The following is a 17,514-nucleotide window of genomic DNA, read 5'->3' as shown; positions in this document are numbered from 1 at the left end:
TTTTTGAAAGAAGTATTTAATGAAAAGAGCAACTCAAGATAACAATTTCATCCGAATTTCTTCCCCATTCGGTAAAGATGCCATCATACTAAACTCGTTTGAGTATAGAGAAGAGATCTCAGAACTTTTTTCATTGCGTGCTAAAGCTTACTTTAATGATCAACGAAGTGAGTTAAACGAAATTATTGGTAAGGAAGTTACCATTACCCTTGAAAATAATGAGGATGTTTCTTCAAGTCCTCGTTATATGCATGGTTATGTTTCTGCTGCAAGATTAGAAGGGAAAAGGGTTTCTAATACACATAAAGGCGAAAATTATAAAAATATAGAATTATTAATAGAGCCTAAATTACGTTTCGCTGAATATCGAAAAAATTGCAGAATATTTCAGCATAAAGATATAAAGGAAATTATCTCTGAAGTGCTATCGGAGCATAGTGTTGCCTTTAGTTTTGAGCTAACCAAGTCCTATCCTAAATACACGTACAAAGTACAATATGAAGAATCAGATCTTGAATTTGTTCGACGTCTGTTATCGGAGGAGGGGCTATCATTTTGTTTTACACATACTAAGTCTGCCCATACGCTCAATATTTTTGATGACATCAGTTTTTATAAGCCAGGTACTGAGTTTTTAGTCGATTTTGATACAGGTACGGCGAAGTCTAGCCACATTTCTTCTTGGCATGAAACGCAAATCCTGACTACTAAAGCGAGTCAAAAGTCAGGCTATAACATGCTCAAGCCTTCTTCGAATCCTAAAAATACTGCAAAGGGTGAAAGTGATTTTTTTACAGTACCTGGAAGCGAGTATTTTGAATACATGGGTGAAATGGAGAGCAATGATCAATACGCACTGAGAAACACGCATGCAATAGAAGCACTACAGCAAAATGCATATTTGTGTCGTGGCGAGGCTACGTGCAGAACATTCAGCGTAGGCAAGTGCTTCAAGTTTAAAAAGCATGAAGATAAATCTCGAGTCGGCAAAGAATATGTACTGTCTTCTGTTTTTTTGTCAGCTGCTGTTTATAACCAGACTGGTCAAGGTGGCACCGGTGCGCAAGGTGTCAAAGTCTCGTTTAGTTGTGTTGACTCGAAGACAATCCTTCGTCCTTCAGTTAACTATCGGAAACCTCAGATGAAAGGTTTGCAAACCGCAGTAGTTACGGGGAACAAAGATGGTGAAATTTACATAGACAAACATGGCCGTATCAAAGTTCAGTTTCACTGGGACCGTGTTGGTAAATACGATGTAAATAGTTCATGTTGGATTCGTGTTGCGCAAAATATTGCAGGTAACGGATGGGGGTCGGTGTTTCACCCTAGAGTCGGACAAGAGGTCATCGTCGAGTTTGTAAACGGAGACCCTGATCAACCAATCGTTACGGGGTCACTATATAACGGTAGTCAACTCCCTCCTTACGCTTTACCAGAGCAAAGTTCTCAGAGTGGTTATAAATCACGCTCTGTACAAAAAGGTACATCCAATTTTAATGAGTTGCGCTTTGATGATAAGCCCGGTGAAGAGCACATTTATCTTCATGCTGAAAAACTGTTCCAAATGCTAGTTGAAGACTGTGTTGATATCGCCGTTGAAAACAGTAAAACCGAAAAAGTGACCAATGATGTTAATCAAGAGGTTGGTCAGAACGCGAGCTTGAAAGTAGGTAAAAACTTTTCGAATGAAACGGGTGAAGTGCTGTCTTTTAATGCAGGAAAGAGCGTCGAGATAAAAGTAGGTGGTGCTTCTATTCAGATGTCTAGCTCTGGAGAAATCAATATCAAAGGTAATAAAATATCCATTAACGGCTCAGCTATTGCTCTTAAAGCTGGGCAAATCTCATTGAACTAAGGTGATTTAAAGTGGGTAAACCAGCCGCAATTTTGGGCAGCTTTCATCTTTGCCCTAAAAAAACAGGAAAGATACCACATGTCGGTGGTCCCGTCGTTGTTGGTTCACCAAACGTAACGATTGGCGGGATACCTGCGGCAAGACAAGGCGACAAGCTTATTTGTATCGGTCCTCCGGATAGTATCTCAGCAGGTTCTTCTAGCGTAACAATCAACGGTAAACCAGCCGCGAGAGTCGGCGATTCAACGTCTCATGGTGGCAAAATTCTATCTGGTATGCCTACGGTTTTAATCGGAGGCTAGATGCCACTCGCATTTCAAACGCATCTTCTATCCTTTAATGGCCGTTCACACACCGTTCGCGAGATAGCTGATGATTCTTTTAGATTGTCCGAGGAAATCCGACCCCCTGACTTTGCTCAATCAATAGATGAGCATATATTAAGCCTCGTGCGCTCTGAGCGCGAGAGTCTTGAGCAAGCTGATATCAAGGGGAATCTCTGTGTTCTTTTACCATCTTCGGTAGACAAAAGTTTGCTTAAAGCATTGATAAGCGAGCTTTCTATTTTCGTTGACCAAACTGTCAATACTGAAATTTACTTTTATCCTTATGGCCAAGCTGCATTTTTGATGGCACTAAATCGGATAAATCGTGAAGTTAATGAAACGCAAGCGACTTGGATACTGGCTATAGAGGTTACGAGTGATGTAGAAGGGCATGTCAAACCTCAAAGCTCTATCATTTTAACCAAGTGTTTTTTTCGACATTCAGGTCTTGTGCCTGATGTTGTTCGAATTGATTTAGATGCCAAACAACAACGCATCGCCGTGGACAAGGTGTTTAAGCAATTAGGAGTAAGTTGTGAACATCCACTCAGTCAATTGTATTTATCCGTTAATAAGGAAGAACCGCAATGGTTAAACTCAATGCAATTCTTGTCTCCGTGGGTGACCGATCAAACTCAGTATCAATTTGTTGATATCAAACTTGGCGGATTGGGTGCATGTGGCGGCGTTTTAAAAGCGTTAGTGATTGATGAGCTTCAAAGAAGCAGCCCCTGCCCAGACTTTCACGTGTTGCAAGCGGACATCGAGTCAGATGGCTATGCGGTAGGAGTAATATACAATTGGCGTAGTGAATAGGTCTGGCTATTGCTTTTCCTTCTAGTAGTAGTAGCTGAGGTTTTAGTGATGCAAATGTTATGGGGGATTGACTCGAAACTGGCCCTTTAATGATGTTTGGACAATGACTAGGCGCAGCTTGCTTTTCAAAATAGCTTTGCTCACCGCGTTTTTACAGTGTTCTTCTCGCTTTCTGATTAAATAGCCAGCCATAGAACACAAACCACATGAAAAGCTGTTCGACTCAAGATATCCTTACCGAAATAAAATAACTTGAGTTTTGGCTTGTTCGAGATCCCACCCGTGACGCATTCCTTTTTATAAACGGTACATGGACTCTGACAGAAGCAAGCCTACTCATAGAATTGGCGGAGAGTGAATTCGAATGAAGTTTATCCACACCTCAGATTGGCATCTTGGTCGACAATTCCACAACGTATCACTACTCGAAGATCAACAAGCAGTACTCGAACAACTGATTAACTATATTGAACGCAACCCCGTCGATGCAGTTGTAGTGGCGGGAGATATCTATGACCGTTCGGTGCCACCAACGGTTGCAATAGAACTGTTAAATCGAGTCGTGAAACGCATTTGTACCGAGTTAGAAACACCAATGATATTGATATCTGGCAACCATGATGGTGCAGAAAGGTTAGGTTTCGGCTCAGAGCAAATGAAAAATGCAGGTCTCCATATTGTTAGCAACTTTGAAGAGATGCTCACTCCCATCATCATAAAAACGGACTCTGCGGACGAGGTCGCGTTTTATGGTATGCCTTATAACGACCCTGAACAGGTCAGGTTTGCCTACAAAGCCTCGGTATCCACTCATGATGAGGCTCATCAATTGCTTGTTGAGCAAATTAAAGAGCGCTTTATCTCTAAGCAAAAGCGCGTGCTCGTGAGTCACTGTTTTGTTGATGGGGCTATCGAGTCAGACTCTGAACGACCATTATCTATTGGTGGTTCTGATCGCGTGAGTCATGAACACTTCTTAGATTTTGACTACGTCGCACTTGGTCATTTGCATCAGCCTCAAAAGAAAGGCGCAGAGCATATCCGTTACTCTGGCTCTCTCATGAAGTATAGCTTTGGTGAACAGAACCAGAGAAAAGGTTTCACGTTAGTTGAACTGGACAAGAAAGGATTTGTTTCTGCAGAGCATATTGATCTTACGGCTCCTCATGAAATGCGCATTGTAGAGGGCGAGCTGGATAAAGTTATTGATCAAGGCAAAACAGACCCTAAGAATGAAGATTATTTGTTAGTTCGCTTGATGGATAAACATGCGATTTTAAACCCAATGGAAAAACTTCGTTCAGTGTATCCAAACGTTTTACACCTTGAGAAACCTGGCATGTTAATTGGGGTAGAGCAGGAAATGGCGCAAGCAAAGTTGGCGCGAAGCGAAATTGATATGTTCCGAGATTTTTTTATTGAGGCGCAAGATAGCCAGTTGTCTAAAGAGCAAGAGCAAGCTGTTACTGACATTATTAAGCAATTATCACAGCAATAGGGACCAAAGATGAAACCAATTAAACTAACCATGCAAGCCTTTGGTCCGTTTGCAAAAACTGAAATCATTGATTTTGAGAAGCTTGGCAGTAACCCTCTATTTTTGATTAATGGTCCTACAGGTTCCGGTAAAACGTCGATCTTAGATGCCATTTGCTTCGCCCTTTATGGTGAAACCACAGGTAATGAGCGACAAGGTATTCAGATGCGGTGTGACTTATCCGCGCAAGATTTACCAACCGAAGTAGTTCTCGAATTTTCGTTACACGGCAAACAATACCGAGTTGTTCGATCCCCTGAGCAGGAAGCGCCCAAGGCCCGTGGTGAAGGGATGACGATCAAAAAGCACACTGCGGCTCTTTATGAACTCGGTGGGACTGAAACGCTTATCACCAGCAAGACGACTCAGGTTAAAACTGAAGTTAGCAATATTATTGGCTTGAATGAAACTCAATTTCGTCAAGTTATGGTGTTGCCTCAAGGAAAATTCCGAGAACTGTTGCTTGCTAGCTCTAAAGAGCGTGAAGAAATTTTTGGCCAGCTCTTTCAAACTGACATATATAAAAAAATTGAGTACGCGCTCAAAGATAAAGCGAGTGCAATTAGTAAAGCGAAAGGCGAATTTGATAATCAAATTCGAGGTGCTTTACAAGTTGCAGAAGCGAGTTCTGAACAAGAACTATTACAACAACTGGAACAAGTAACTAAGCAATTAGAGTCTGATAAAAAGAATGAGCAAGCAGCGTTAGATAAGCTCAATACTGCTAAATCTGAATTGCAAAAAGCGGAAACCTTGAATGGAGAGTTTTCGAAACGAGAGCAAGCAGAAAGCGCACTCAAGCTGCATCTAGAACACTCAGATTCGATAAAAGCTCGTCAACAGCAATTAGAAAACGCTAAAAATGCCAATAAGATAGAGTTGCCGTACATCTCATTACAAAATGCAAAAGCTCAAACGCAAGAGCTTAGGCAAAAAATCGTAGCTTTGAAAGAGAGTCTCGAAAAAGCTCATGTCGTTGCGAGAGAACAAGAAAACTTGCAGCAAAGTGCAAAAGAGGCCGCGGCAAAGGTCCCGCAGTTAACGCAACTGCAGTATCAGCTTGAAAGTATGAAAAACAAGTTGGTCGAGAAAGACAATTTGGAAAGTAAAATAACGGCGGGTTATCAACAAAAACAACAATTTGAAGCAACGTTAAAACAGTACATAGAACTAAAAGATAAGTTAACGTTACAGGCCCAGCAGGGACAGAAGGAGCTAGAGAAAGCACGAGTTGATGTTGCGCTTATTGGCAGCATCGATGCGGAAATAAAACAAAAACAACGGCTGCTACAGGATCTACAAAAGCTGCATGATCTTACTTTAGAGCTCTCTAAACTCAATGCGCTAACTGTAGGTAAGCAGCAGTCACTAAACGAAGCCAGTCAGCGCTATATGCAGTGTCAACAAGACGCTGATACGATAGAGCTTAAGTGGCACAACGCTCAAGCAGCAGTATTAGCGCAGCGACTAAAAGCAGGTGAAGCATGCCCGGTGTGTGGTAGCGAAACGCATCCTAACCCCGCAACGTTTGTTGAAGAAGCCGTTACAAAAGAGCAAGTTCAGGCGGCTAGAGCGAAAGAGCGAGAAGCTCAAACCTTGTTGAACCAACTAAGCAATCAGCTAGAACAACATAACGTTGTCATTAGTCAGTATCAGAATCAGTGTAACCAGTTGAAAGAGGAGTTGGGTGAGTATGCTACATCTGAGATCTCGACGGTTCAAAATGATTTGCAAGCGCTTAATGCTCAACTCCTACGTCTACAAGCTATTGATATTGAAAAACTAGAAAGGAACGTTGAACAGCTTAATCAACGCTGCGTCGTGGGTGAAAATAAAATTCATGAGCTGCAGAATCAAATGGCGGCAAATGAATCAACCGTTAAAGCGAACCAAGAACAATTGGCTCAATTACAAGCTTTTATTGACCCAAAATACAGTTCCGCTGACTTGCTTGAACGTGAAATTTTGCTGACAAAAGAGCAAATTCTGAGTTTGAACACAGGCTTAGAAAAGGCGCAAAACGCTTTGCAGCAAGCGATATTGGAGAAATCAAATGCGGAAAGTCACTTAGCGACGAACAAGCAGTGGTTATCTGAGTCAGAGCAAAAACTTAGCCAAGCAGAATTAGCGTGGAATGAGGCACTACAGGCGAGTAAATTTGAAGATGAAAGCCATTATCTAAGTAGTCGAGTGGGAGATGATGAACTTCAAGCCTGGCAGCAAGAAATAGACAGCTTCAAACAGGCACAAACCAAGCTTGAGCAAACACTACATGATTTAAATCATGCATTGAAAGATCTTGAAAGGCCTAATTTAGAGTCGTTTAACGACAGGTTAACCACTCTGCAGGCGCAATATATTGAAGTAAGGAATCAACTTGATACCACACGCTCAATATTTGAACGTCTTGAAAAGGTTCGTAAAGATATTGCCGTGTTGCATGAGAAAAATAGTAAGTTAGAAGAAGAATACAAAGTCTTTGGTACGTTGTACGACGTTGCTAGTGGTAAAACAGGCAGCAGGGTTAGCCTACATCGCTTTGTTCTTGGTGTACTGTTGGATGATGTGCTGATTCAGGCCTCTCAACGTTTAAGCCTTATGAGTAAAGGGCGCTATATTCTTGCTCGAAAAACAGAGGGCTTCAAAGGTGCTGCGGGTCGCGGCTTAGATTTAATGGTTGAAGATGGCTACACAGGAAAAACGCGTGATGTTGCGACACTTTCCGGCGGTGAATCATTTATGGCAGCGCTTGCTCTGGCACTTGGTTTGTCGGATGTTGTGCAATCCTATAGTGGCGGTATTCGTTTAGACACTTTATTTATTGATGAGGGCTTCGGTAGTTTAGACCCAGAGTCTTTAGATCTTGCTATTCAAACGCTAGTGGACCTGCAACAGACTGGGCGCATGATCGGTGTTATTTCTCACGTTTCTGAGTTGAAAGAACAAATGGCGCAGAGGATTGATGTAGAACCATCAAGACTTGGTTCAACGGTGTCGATTAAATCTCAATGTCGCTTCGCTGTCTAATTCAGTGACTACTGTTAGATCAAAAAGCCCCTAATGTTGGGGCTTTCTGACTAAGTCGCTACTGTTCGCAAAAGTGGCCTTCTTTTGGCGATTGGGTAATCGCATATTCGCCATCGAGGTTGCGATAAACAATCGTGTTCCAAACAGAGCCATCATCCAATTCAAACTCAATAGCATAGTTGACGCCACTAACGATTTGCGCGTGAACATTCAGTATTTGTTTAAACGACGCTATTGTGTCCATTTTCTTTAAAACAAAGGCCATTGCCTTTTGTGCATCAGGGGTCGCGTTAAACTCATTCCACCCACCTGGCATGTTTCCTTGTGCATTACATACATCTGCCGAGGTCGTTAATTGTGTCGTTTCGCTCGGCTTTTCCTGCTGACAACCTGCAAGTAACACCAAAAGTGCACAAACTGACACTGTTTTTAATTTCATAACAATAACCTCTGTCTATAACGCAACGTATTATAGGAGGGTGATATGCCTACGAATGTCTATGTTGTGCAAAGTTTCTATATGCATAGGGTTAAATGCTGACAAAATATACAAGCATGGTCAGCTTGTAAGTCAAAAATAGAGCAATCTTGTTAACGATTTGCTGAGATGACGAGGTTTCGGTGTTCAGCGCGCTATTGATGATGAAGAATTGTGATGTGTCCCTATTAGGGCGATGGTGCGGCTTAGTGATCGATTTGTTATCTTCTAGAGTAAAATCAATCACTAATTAAAATTTAGGTGTTGTATGAAATCGATAAAAATATTTTTACTTTTGTCACTTGCAACTTTATTTGGTTGTACCTCGAAGCCGGATGGGGTGGAACCCGTGAATAATTTCGATTTAGAGCCATATCTAGGTAAGTGGTACGAAATTGCACGCCTAGACCATTCATTTGAGCGAGGCTTATCCAACGTTACCGCTGAGTATCAGGTTCGCGAGGATGGTGGGGTTAAGGTGATAAACCGTGGATATTCCGAAGAAGAGCGACAGTGGTCAGAAGCTGAAGGCAAAGCTTATTTTGTTGAAGATAAAACGGTTGGACACTTAAAGGTTTCCTTTTTTGGGCCAATATACTCTTCTTACATTGTTTTTGAGCTAGGTGAAAACTATGACTATGCGTTTGTTTCCGGTTACAACCACGACTATTTGTGGCTACTGTCTAGAACGCCTAACGTTGATGAGAAAGTAGTGGAGCGCTTTAAGTACGTAGCTAAAGAGAAAGGTTTCGCTATAGACGAGCTCATTTTTGTTGAACAAGAGAAACAAAGACAGCTTTAAGTTCATCAGCGTGGCTGAAAAAGCGGACAGAGGGGAAGCTTCCTAATTAAGAGCTCAGTTTGTCATTTCGCTTAACAGTAATTTGTTACCGCGTAACTTAATGTGGTCAAAATGGATATAGCCCCATCATTTGTGATTACTCGTGATGGGGCTTATATAAATTTGAGTGAGCGTCGAAAGGTTGATCTATCAACAAACGGTTATGGTTTACTTAATCAAACGAACGATCAGGGAACCTGGTGCTCGAATAGATTCAACATTGTGGCTAAGTACTGTGCCGCTTGTTGGGGCGGTGTAGCGTTTAATCTCAGCGCCAAAGCTGTCGTATTGAATCGCAAGAAGTTGGCCTTGCTCGACAAAATTCATCAAACTGACATGAGGCAGTACAAAGCCGCCGTGTGTCGCTTTCACACTGACGATTTCGTTTCCTTCCAAGCATGACGTAATAGGGTCCATATCACCTTCAACAATGTTATGCTTTTTCAGCACATTAAAAATGCCTGTTACAGTTCGACTGATGAGCTCTTGCTCGGTGTATCGCCCCATACCTACTTCAACTGTAATGCTTGGGACACCATGGTTATTCCAAACCGTTTCAAGGACGCCAGCATCTCCAGGATCATTTAAAATCGCATCAGGATTAATGAGACGAGCCATTTCTAATGATTGCTCGATTCGGAAATCTGCAAACACGTAAAGTGGATAGGCCGCACCACTGGTTTGAGTGTGAAGGTCAATGGCTAAATCAGCATTTGGCTTGAGCAAATCATTCCACAATGCATATAAGTAACGTTGGGCCTCATTGCCGTTTTGGTCACCAGGAAAAAAGCGGTTTAAGTTTGCAGGAGACGCGTCAGGGTCTGCGGAATAGAAATCGCGGCTGTGGTTTAGCATACCTGGCATGTTAATGGTTGGAACAATAGTGACAGTACCAGCGACTTCAGTGCCGATGAGCTCTCGAGCAGTTTTCTGCGCTGCTAACACACCATTGTACTCATCACCATGAACCCCTGCGGTAATCATGATCTTCTTGCCAGGTTTTTCACCTTTGAACACTAGCACAGGTAGGTGTTGCCACTGAGAGAGAGCATTTGTTGCGATGCGAAACCAAAACTTATGCTCGCCCGAATTTAGGTCTGCTACATTGAGAGATTGAATCACTTGATGACCTTGAATCACGTCATCGAGAAATTGTGTTGCCATTAAAGTTACCACTCCAAAACCATAAGCTAATCTAAAACCTTAGCGTCGTCATACCATGAATATTAATAAGGCGAGAACATGTCTCGCCTTAATTACCAATTGGTTTCGTTTTACGCAAAACCCATAATATGAGCTGCGATAACGACGATACTTGATAGGGTAAAGAGTAATAGAATAAATCGCCAGCAGAATTTTGCCCAGTCACCCCAGTCGATACGGCAGACACCAAGCGTTGCCATGAGAGATGCCGAAGTAGGGACGATAACGTTAGTAAAGCCATCGCCAAGTTGGAATGACAAAACTGCCACTTGGCGTGTAACGCCTGCAATGTCTGCCAGAGGGGCCAGTAGAGGCATCGTTAGTGCCGCTTGTCCTGAGCCTGAAGTGACAAAGAAGTTGAAGATAGATTGGAATACATACATTAACCATGCTGCAGCTACGTCAGGAAGCCCACTGATCACGCCGCCAGCACTGTTTAGAATTGAGTTCAGTACACTCGCTTCATCAGTTGTACCACCACCAAGGATCAACAATACCCCTTTTGCACAACCCACTAATAGGGCAGGTGCAAGCATAATAGCTGCACCTTCTTTAAATGCATCAGCTGCGCGGTTTAGCGTCATACCGTTTAGGCGGAAAATCGTACCGATGATCGCGACAACAAAGCCCATAGTGAAAAATTGAGAAGCGATTTCTGGGATGTACCATGCGTTAGCGACTACGCCCCAAACGACCCACACCGTGGTCGCAATAACCGTAAGGATAACGAGTGTGTCACCTAGGTTCCAACGAGAATCTTGATTGCCAAGCTCTTGCTGACGGAAATACTGGTCTGTGCGATGGCTGTAAGAAAGTTTAGGATTTGACTTCACACGAGCGGCGTAGATCATTGTGAAAGCGATACCGATTAACGTAAAGCCAGCCCATAACCCCATGCGCACTGTCATGCCGGATAAAACAGGTACACCCGCAATGCCTTGCGCAATAGCGACGGAAAAAGGGTTCATCCAAGAAGTAGCGAAGCCAATTTGAGTCGCAACATAGGTAACCATTACCGTAGTGATACCATCATAACCAAGGCGAACCATAAGCGGCGCGATAATAATCGCAAACGCTACGGCTTCTTCACCCATACCAAATACCGCACCGCCTAGCGAAAACAGCAAAAATAGCACTGGAATGAATAGTGCTTCGTTACCTTTGGTCTTATCGATAAGGCGCAGGATACCGTTGTCGATGGTGCCTGTGCGCATTACAACGCCGAAAGCACCGCCGATAACCAACATGAACATAATCACGCCGATTGCGCTGCCCCATTTAGAGCCAGAAACTAGCCCTTCGAAAGGGAAGTTCATCAAACCAATGCCACCACCAGAAGCAAACAGGCCAACTTTGTTGTAAACCAATTCACCGTTTTCGTCGGTTGCATAAGAGAAAGAAGAAGGATCGATAACTGTGCGAGTTTTTTCTGCACCGTCGACCATGTAGGTCACCTGTTGGCTATCAAAATGACCAGCAGGAATTAAGTAGGTAAGAATCGCAGCAAGAATACCAACAATGAAGATCAAAATGAGGGTATCTGGCATCTGCCACGACTTAGGGGTAGCAACCGAGTCTGCTGGTTGTGCATGTGTGTGAGACATAACTTACTTCACGTCAAATTCAATAAAGCATGAAATATCGATAAAATAGAATAAAAAGTCAATATTAATGCTTATGTTGAACTATAAAGTCATCAAATATTTGAAGTGAAGTTAATTTGATTGTTTTGTGGTCAAATGTTGGGTTAATGTTTCAATATGCGTTGAGTTTGGATGATTCACGAGCTTTCATAGTGCATCTACAAGTGATCTAATCACTTGATTTCCTTCTGTTCTGCATAAAAAGCAGCGACATCACGAAGGTCTTCATCATTTAACATTTTTAACTGTGCTGCCATCATTTCTGCAAGTGGCCCTTTACGCTCACCGGCTTGGTAAGATTTCATTGCATTGTAAAGGTACTGAGTATTTTGACCAGCAAGGCTTGGATAGGTGTTGTTCGTTGCGATGCCTGTAACACCGTGACAATAGACACAGCTAGGTGATTTGATTTTACCTTTATCAGCATCACCAAACGGCTCGGCATGGATAGCGGAAGAGAAAATAAAAGAGATTAGAAATACAAATCTGAGCATGGAGGTTATCTATTCGCTAAAAATCATGCCGATACAATAAAGCTTCCCCTTAGGGGAAGCTCAATGATCAAAATCAAATTAAAGTAGAGATTTTATACTTGATAAGAAAGTGTCGATGTCTTTCGCTGAAATATCTTTATGAGTTACAAAACGAATTGGATTTCCAGGGGTTATCGTGATGTTTTGTTCCTTTAGTTTCGCAGCGATACTTACTATGTCCACTTGAGGATCAAGCTTCGCGAACACGATGTTCGTTTGAACAAATTCAGGGTTGACTGAAAAACCAGGCAGTTCTGCTAAACCTTCCGCTAAGGTTTTTGCGTTGATGTGATCTTGTTTTAGCTGTTCCACTTGTTCGGTAAGGGCAAGTTTGCCTGCTGCGGCAAGAATACCCGCTTGACGCATACCACCGCCGACCATCTTTCTTAAGCGACGTGCTTTTGCGATGTAGTCTTTGCTACCAAGCAGTAGCGAGCCAACAGGGGCAGCCAGACCTTTCGACAGACAGATCGTCATTGAATCAAAGTACTGACCGATCTCTTTTACCGGAACATCAAGTGCAACGGCTGCGTTAAAAACGCGAGCGCCATCTAGATGCATCTGCAAGTTATGTTTATTCACGAAGTCACGTGCTTCTGTTAAGTAAGACAGAGGTAGTACTTTACCATTAATTGTGTTTTCTAAGCTGAGAAGCTTAGTGCGAGCAAAGTGACAATCATCTGGTTTAATCGCAGCAGCCAGTTTATCAAATGGTAGCGTGCCATCTGGGTTATTTTCGACTGGTTGAGGTTGAATTGATCCCAAAACCGCCGCGCCACCAGCTTCGTATTTGTAGTTATGTGCTTGTTGCCCACATAGATATTCATCTCCCCGCTCGCAATGCGCCATTAAACCGAGCAGATTGGCTTGAGTGCCTGAAGTGGTAAACAAAGCTGCTTCGAAACCAGCAAGCTGCGCAGCAAATTTTTCAAGCTCATTGACCGTAGGGTCATCACCATAAACATCATCCCCAACGGGGGCCTTAAACAGGGCTTCTCGCATGGCTTGGGTGGGCTGTGTAACGGTATCTGATCGAAAATCCATGAATGTCTCCTTGGTCAAAGTCCTAAATATATCCGCAAAGGCGCGCTTTGCTTAAGCAAGCGATCGTTTTGGCATCGGTGATCGTGCCATCGACAATCTTTTCTTCGAGTTGCTTGATTGACAAGGTGACGACCTCAATCACTTCGTCTTCATCGCACTCGTAACGGTTTGTTTTATTGAGCTTTTCGGCAACAAATAGATACTGTATCTCATCACAAAATCCGGCAAGAGGGGTGACTTGGCCGAGAGACGTGAATTTCTCTGCACTAAACCCCGTTTCTTCCTCTAGCTCTCTTTTGGCGCAGCAGAGTGGCTCTTCGTTGCCTTCTCTGGTACCAGCAGGCAGTTCCAATAGCCATTTATTAAGTGAAGGCCGAAATTGGTGGACAAGGACAATCTCACCCTCCGCTGTAATAGGGAGAATCACCGCAGCACCCGGATGATGGATTGTGGTGTGCGTAATTGCCTGTCCTGTAGGAAGCACAACGTCTTCTTCAATCAGAGAAATTTGCTTCCATTTATGAATTATCTTGCTCATGCAGTTATAAACCCTAGCTGTTACCGCATTTTTGACGTTTTTGGACATTAACCACAAATGGTGGGAAACAAAAGCAAAAAATACTGCAACACGACGAAAGCGTTTGCACTTTAAGTGAGCAATGTCTCATAAATGGAAACTTTGATTGCTTCGTCAAGAAGGGGAAAAGCATCTGCTATAAGGGGAATTCGACAAAATACATTTGTAACAAAGTTATAACAAGTGTATAAAAATGTTAACGCAATACCACTTCAGCAGCAGGAGAACGTATGACACAAACCTTATTTGCCTCAAATGCCGAAAAAGCGCTTCTCTCAGAACGCATCAATAAATTGGCGAAAGCGTTAACGGATGGCGTTTATGAGCGTGAACATACGATCAAGCTCTGCCTTCTTGCTGCACTTGCTGGTGAAAGTGTTTTTCTTTTAGGTCCCCCTGGTATTGCAAAAAGCTTAATTGCCAAACGACTCATCCAAGCGTTCGATAACAGCAGTTACTTCGAATACCTGATGACGCGCTTCTCAACCCCTGAAGAGGTGTTTGGGCCACTGAGTATCCAAGAGCTAAAAGACAACGGCCGTTATGTTCGCTTAACTAAAGGGTATTTGCCAACTGCACAAGTCGTATTTTTGGATGAAATCTGGAAGGCGGGCCCTGCAATTCTTAATACATTGCTGACAGTGGTTAATGAGAAAACATTCAAAAATGGCAGCGATATCGAGCGTGTGCCAATGCGCTTGTTGGTATCGGCTTCCAATGAATTACCCGATGAAGATAGTGGATTGGATGCGCTCTACGACCGCATGTTGGTGCGTGTGTTTGTGAATCGAATTCAGAATAAACAAAACTTTAAGTCGATGTTGACTGTGGGCACATCGCAAGAGGCACAAGTACCAGAAGGCCTAGCGATAACTGATGAAGAATATCATCAATGGCAACAACAGCTCGACAAATTGACGTTAACCGACAATGCATTCGAAAAGCTTTTCCAGCTTAAAACGATGTTAGAAGCCAAAGTTGAAGCTCAGTTTGGTGATGTGGCCAATACCGACATGTATGTCTCTGACCGCCGCTGGAAGAAAGCCGTGAAGTTGTTAAAAGCGAGCGCGTTTTTTAATGGTCGCGATGAAATCAATCCGCTTGACCTTCTACTGCTGCAAGATTGTTTATGGAACAGTCCTGAATCGCGAGATGTGGTACGTGAAGTGGTTCAAGAGTTCGCCTTAAAACATGCATTTGATCAACAAGACGCGGAGCAGGAAATTGAGTACTGCCGAGAGTCTTTGGTTGATGTTCAACATGAACTTGAAGATGCCTACCGCATGACGTTAACGTCTGAAGCGGCAACGGGTATTTTGCGTAAAGAAACCATGCGCTTTGATACCTCTAAAGCCAAGATGTACAAAGTTGGCGCAGCCGTTAACTTAGTTAAATTGGTTGTCTTGCAAAGCAACATGTCGGTTTCAGAATCAGAAAAAGGTGATAGCCGCTGGGTTTATGTACCCAAAGATGAGTTAGATCGAGTCATTAAAGAGGGAAGCGGTGATGTGTATGGTTACGTCAATCAAAACACCAACATGTGCCGTTTACGATTTGACGTTGACGCGGCGAATAACCTAGTTATCCGGGATATCGCGAACCGAGGCATTTTGGTTAGCCTAGTGACTCAAGAGGGCTTGGATGTAGAGCTTTACCAAAAGTGGTTAACGCAGAGCGAAAAAGCCGTAAATCAGCTTAGTGAGGCAGAACACCATATGCGCAAGGTGAAAGCGAACTTTCATGATGCGCTTCCGCATAGCTTTGTTGATCCTGAACTACCCCGCCTAATGGAGTCGAGTCTGCAACAGGTCAGTCAGAGACTTGAATCAATCCAAGCAGAAAGTGAAAAAGTTATCCAACGCTTTAAAAACTTAAATCAGTTTTTCTCATAAGGAGACGACATGCTAGGTGCAGACGGACTTAACCTCGCGCTAATGGTGGCCGACTCCGGCATCATCGATAGCGCAGTTAATGATTTGATGGCTCGTTCACAAGTCATGATGATGGCAGAAAACCGAGGTGTTAAATCTTCGGTCAAAGGTCACTTGTTAAAGTGGCGAGGCAGCGTCAAAAAACGGATCACCAAGGTATGTGAGACAGAGCGTTTCCAACAAGAGCTGTCTTTATATCAAGAGGTTATTCATTGGGATGAAGAGGCGTTTTTTGAAAACATCGAAGATGTGATTAAAAAGCTGGAATGGCACTCTGCGTTTTACATGCAAGCTCGCCGAATGATGGAAAAGAACAAAGGGATGAATAACCCTATGTTCCCTCATTACTTTTGTGATCAATGGTACAAAAGCCTCACCGATGCTATAAAACAAGCGCAAGTAAGCGAGCTTGAAGCCAATAAAGAAAAGGTGCTGAATGACCTGTATCAACGTATGGAAACCATGCGTAATATGGATAAAGTCACGGAGTCGGGTGACGCTGAAAGTGTAGGGCGCCTGTGGGATATGGCATCTGCCAAGTTGAGTAAAACAGACTTAACGGTGATGAAACGCCATGCTGAGTTTCTGAAGAAGCACCAAGGCTTGCAAGAAATTGCGGAGCAACTCGGTCGTATGGCGGGGCAAGTAAATGATCCTGAACTAAATCGTGCGCCCACTGAAGAACTTCAATTGGTCGAAGAGAAAAGTGATGAGGCGACGGATGATATTGTCGGTATTCACGAAAGCGATGATCTAAATAAGCTACTTCCCAACGAAACGATGTTTTTGGCGTATCCTGAACTTGAAGTTGTGTTCTATAAACACTTAGTTGATAAACGGCTCATGAACTATCGTACACAAGGCAAATCGCGCACGTTACGTAAAGTTAAAGCTCACCGACCTGACCATAAAGCGGTAGATATCGAAAAAGGCCCCTTCATTGTTTGTGTGGACGCGTCCGGTTCCATGAGTGGCTTTCCTGAGCAATGCGCCAAAGCCATGGCTTATGCTCTGATGCAAATCGCACTAGCGGAGCAACGTGATTGCTATGTCATTATTTTTTCTACGGAACACATTACCTACGAACTAACCAAACAAGATGGTCTGCGCGAGGCGGCGGACTTTCTAACTTATAGCTTCCATGGTGGTACAGACTTAGAGCCAACTTTGATTAAATCTATCGACTTGATGAGCGGTGATAAATATAAAAACGCAGACATGGTAGTCATTTCCGACTTTATCGCGCCAAAACAACAAGACGAGTTACTGGCCAAAGTGGATGCGCTCAAAGCGAAGAAAAACCGTTTTCACGCGATTAGCTTATCGAAATACGGAAATCCTGCATTAATGTCGATGTTTGATCACACTTGGTCTTATCACCCTAATGTTGTGGGAAGATTGCTAAAAAGGGTCAGCAACTATTAAACGCCTTAATGTTTCATGGGACAAAACGAACTGAAAGCGAGATTTATATTGCTTCGTTTTAAGCCAATAAGATCGAACTTTGGTCGAATTGACTTAAAAGAAATCAAACGAACAGAAAATGAAATGTTTTTGTTTGACTATCTTCTCTCAATCCGTAAAGTAGCCACCAACGCAACGGGGTAGAGCCCTGAAGCGTAATAAAAAGGCGCCTTGGCAGAGTGGCTATGCAGCGGATTGCAAATCCGTGGACCTCGGTTCGACTCCGGGAGGCGCCTCCA

At 43.1% G+C, this 17,514-nt stretch carries 14 protein-coding genes and 1 tRNA gene; 9 read left to right on the top strand and 6 right to left on the bottom strand.

Translation table 11 applies throughout. The annotated features are described in order from the left end of the window. The first annotated feature begins 19 nt into the window (after positions 1 to 19). The 5 genes from tssI (at position 20) to R7D93_RS00055 (ending at position 7,561) form a co-directional block, all read left to right on the top strand. Positions 20 to 1,855 (top strand): type VI secretion system tip protein TssI/VgrG, encoded by a 1,836-nt coding sequence (gene tssI / locus R7D93_RS00075; RefSeq protein WP_225496165.1) that lies wholly within the window; start codon positions 20 to 22, stop codon positions 1,853 to 1,855. Positions 1,856 to 1,866: 11 nt separating this feature from the next. Further along, on the top strand, positions 1,867 to 2,157 hold the full coding sequence (locus tag R7D93_RS00070) for a PAAR domain-containing protein (protein ID WP_005375969.1): 291 nt from the start codon (positions 1,867 to 1,869) through the stop codon (positions 2,155 to 2,157). Then, a complete protein-coding gene (locus R7D93_RS00065; RefSeq protein ID WP_025767716.1) occupies positions 2,158 to 2,997 on the top strand; it encodes a hypothetical protein in 840 nt (279 codons plus the stop codon). It abuts the gene before it with no gap. Positions 2,998 to 3,361: 364 nt separating this feature from the next. Then, positions 3,362 to 4,495, top strand: a complete 1,134-nt coding sequence (locus tag R7D93_RS00060) for an exonuclease SbcCD subunit D (RefSeq protein WP_085569006.1) — start codon at positions 3,362 to 3,364, stop codon at positions 4,493 to 4,495. A 9-nt stretch (positions 4,496 to 4,504) separates the two neighbouring features. After that, complete coding sequence (locus tag R7D93_RS00055; protein ID WP_225496161.1) at positions 4,505 to 7,561, top strand: AAA family ATPase; 3,057 nt, start codon at positions 4,505 to 4,507, stop codon at positions 7,559 to 7,561. A 58-nt stretch (positions 7,562 to 7,619) separates the two neighbouring features. On the opposite strand, the gene R7D93_RS00050 is transcribed toward R7D93_RS00055, so the two are convergent. Further along, positions 7,620 to 8,000, bottom strand: a complete 381-nt coding sequence (locus R7D93_RS00050) for a cystatin domain-containing protein (RefSeq protein WP_005387498.1) — start codon at positions 7,998 to 8,000, stop codon at positions 7,620 to 7,622. 307 nt (positions 8,001 to 8,307) lie between these two features. Here R7D93_RS00050 and R7D93_RS00045 point away from each other — a divergent pair, with 307 nt between their 5' ends. Continuing rightward, positions 8,308 to 8,841, top strand: coding sequence for a lipocalin family protein (locus tag R7D93_RS00045; protein ID WP_017820207.1), 534 nt, complete (start codon positions 8,308 to 8,310; stop codon positions 8,839 to 8,841). A gap of 207 nt (positions 8,842 to 9,048) precedes the next feature. On the opposite strand, the gene R7D93_RS00040 is transcribed toward R7D93_RS00045, so the two are convergent. The 5 genes from R7D93_RS00040 to R7D93_RS00020 form a co-directional block, all read right to left on the bottom strand. Beyond that, entirely contained in the window at positions 9,049 to 10,044 is a 996-nt protein-coding gene (locus R7D93_RS00040; RefSeq protein ID WP_054574303.1) for a succinylglutamate desuccinylase/aspartoacylase family protein, read from the bottom strand. 110 nt (positions 10,045 to 10,154) lie between these two features. Then, positions 10,155 to 11,687, bottom strand: a complete 1,533-nt coding sequence (gene yfcC, locus R7D93_RS00035) for a putative basic amino acid antiporter YfcC (RefSeq protein ID WP_080996659.1) — start codon at positions 11,685 to 11,687, stop codon at positions 10,155 to 10,157. 212 nt (positions 11,688 to 11,899) lie between these two features. Then, positions 11,900 to 12,220, bottom strand: a complete 321-nt coding sequence (locus R7D93_RS00030; protein ID WP_085569008.1) for a c-type cytochrome — start codon at positions 12,218 to 12,220, stop codon at positions 11,900 to 11,902. 78 nt (positions 12,221 to 12,298) lie between these two features. Next, complete coding sequence (ltaE, locus tag R7D93_RS00025; protein WP_085569009.1) at positions 12,299 to 13,303, bottom strand: low-specificity L-threonine aldolase; 1,005 nt, start codon at positions 13,301 to 13,303, stop codon at positions 12,299 to 12,301. A 22-nt stretch (positions 13,304 to 13,325) separates the two neighbouring features. Beyond that, the gene (locus tag R7D93_RS00020; RefSeq protein ID WP_085569010.1) at positions 13,326 to 13,841 is read right to left on the bottom strand and encodes an NUDIX hydrolase; all 516 of its coding nucleotides are present in this window, start codon (positions 13,839 to 13,841) and stop codon (positions 13,326 to 13,328) included. A gap of 269 nt (positions 13,842 to 14,110) precedes the next feature. Here R7D93_RS00020 and R7D93_RS00015 point away from each other — a divergent pair, with 269 nt between their 5' ends. The 3 genes from R7D93_RS00015 to R7D93_RS00005 all read left to right on the top strand — a co-directional run bounded on the left by R7D93_RS00015 (position 14,111) and on the right by R7D93_RS00005 (position 17,514). Further along, complete coding sequence (locus R7D93_RS00015) at positions 14,111 to 15,772, top strand: ATPase RavA domain-containing protein (RefSeq protein WP_213886024.1); 1,662 nt, start codon at positions 14,111 to 14,113, stop codon at positions 15,770 to 15,772. Between the two features lie 9 nt (positions 15,773 to 15,781). Beyond that, positions 15,782 to 17,236, top strand: a complete 1,455-nt coding sequence (gene viaA / locus R7D93_RS00010; protein ID WP_005375981.1) for an ATPase RavA stimulator ViaA — start codon at positions 15,782 to 15,784, stop codon at positions 17,234 to 17,236. 204 nt (positions 17,237 to 17,440) lie between these two features. Then, positions 17,441 to 17,514: transfer RNA gene (locus R7D93_RS00005), tRNA-Cys, on the top strand.

It is taken from the genome of Vibrio sp. YT-15 (genome assembly GCF_033337445.1).
In the GTDB taxonomy this organism is placed as follows: Bacteria; Pseudomonadota; Gammaproteobacteria; order Enterobacterales; family Vibrionaceae; genus Vibrio; species Vibrio alginolyticus.
This window is presented reverse-complemented; position numbering and strand designations above follow the sequence as displayed.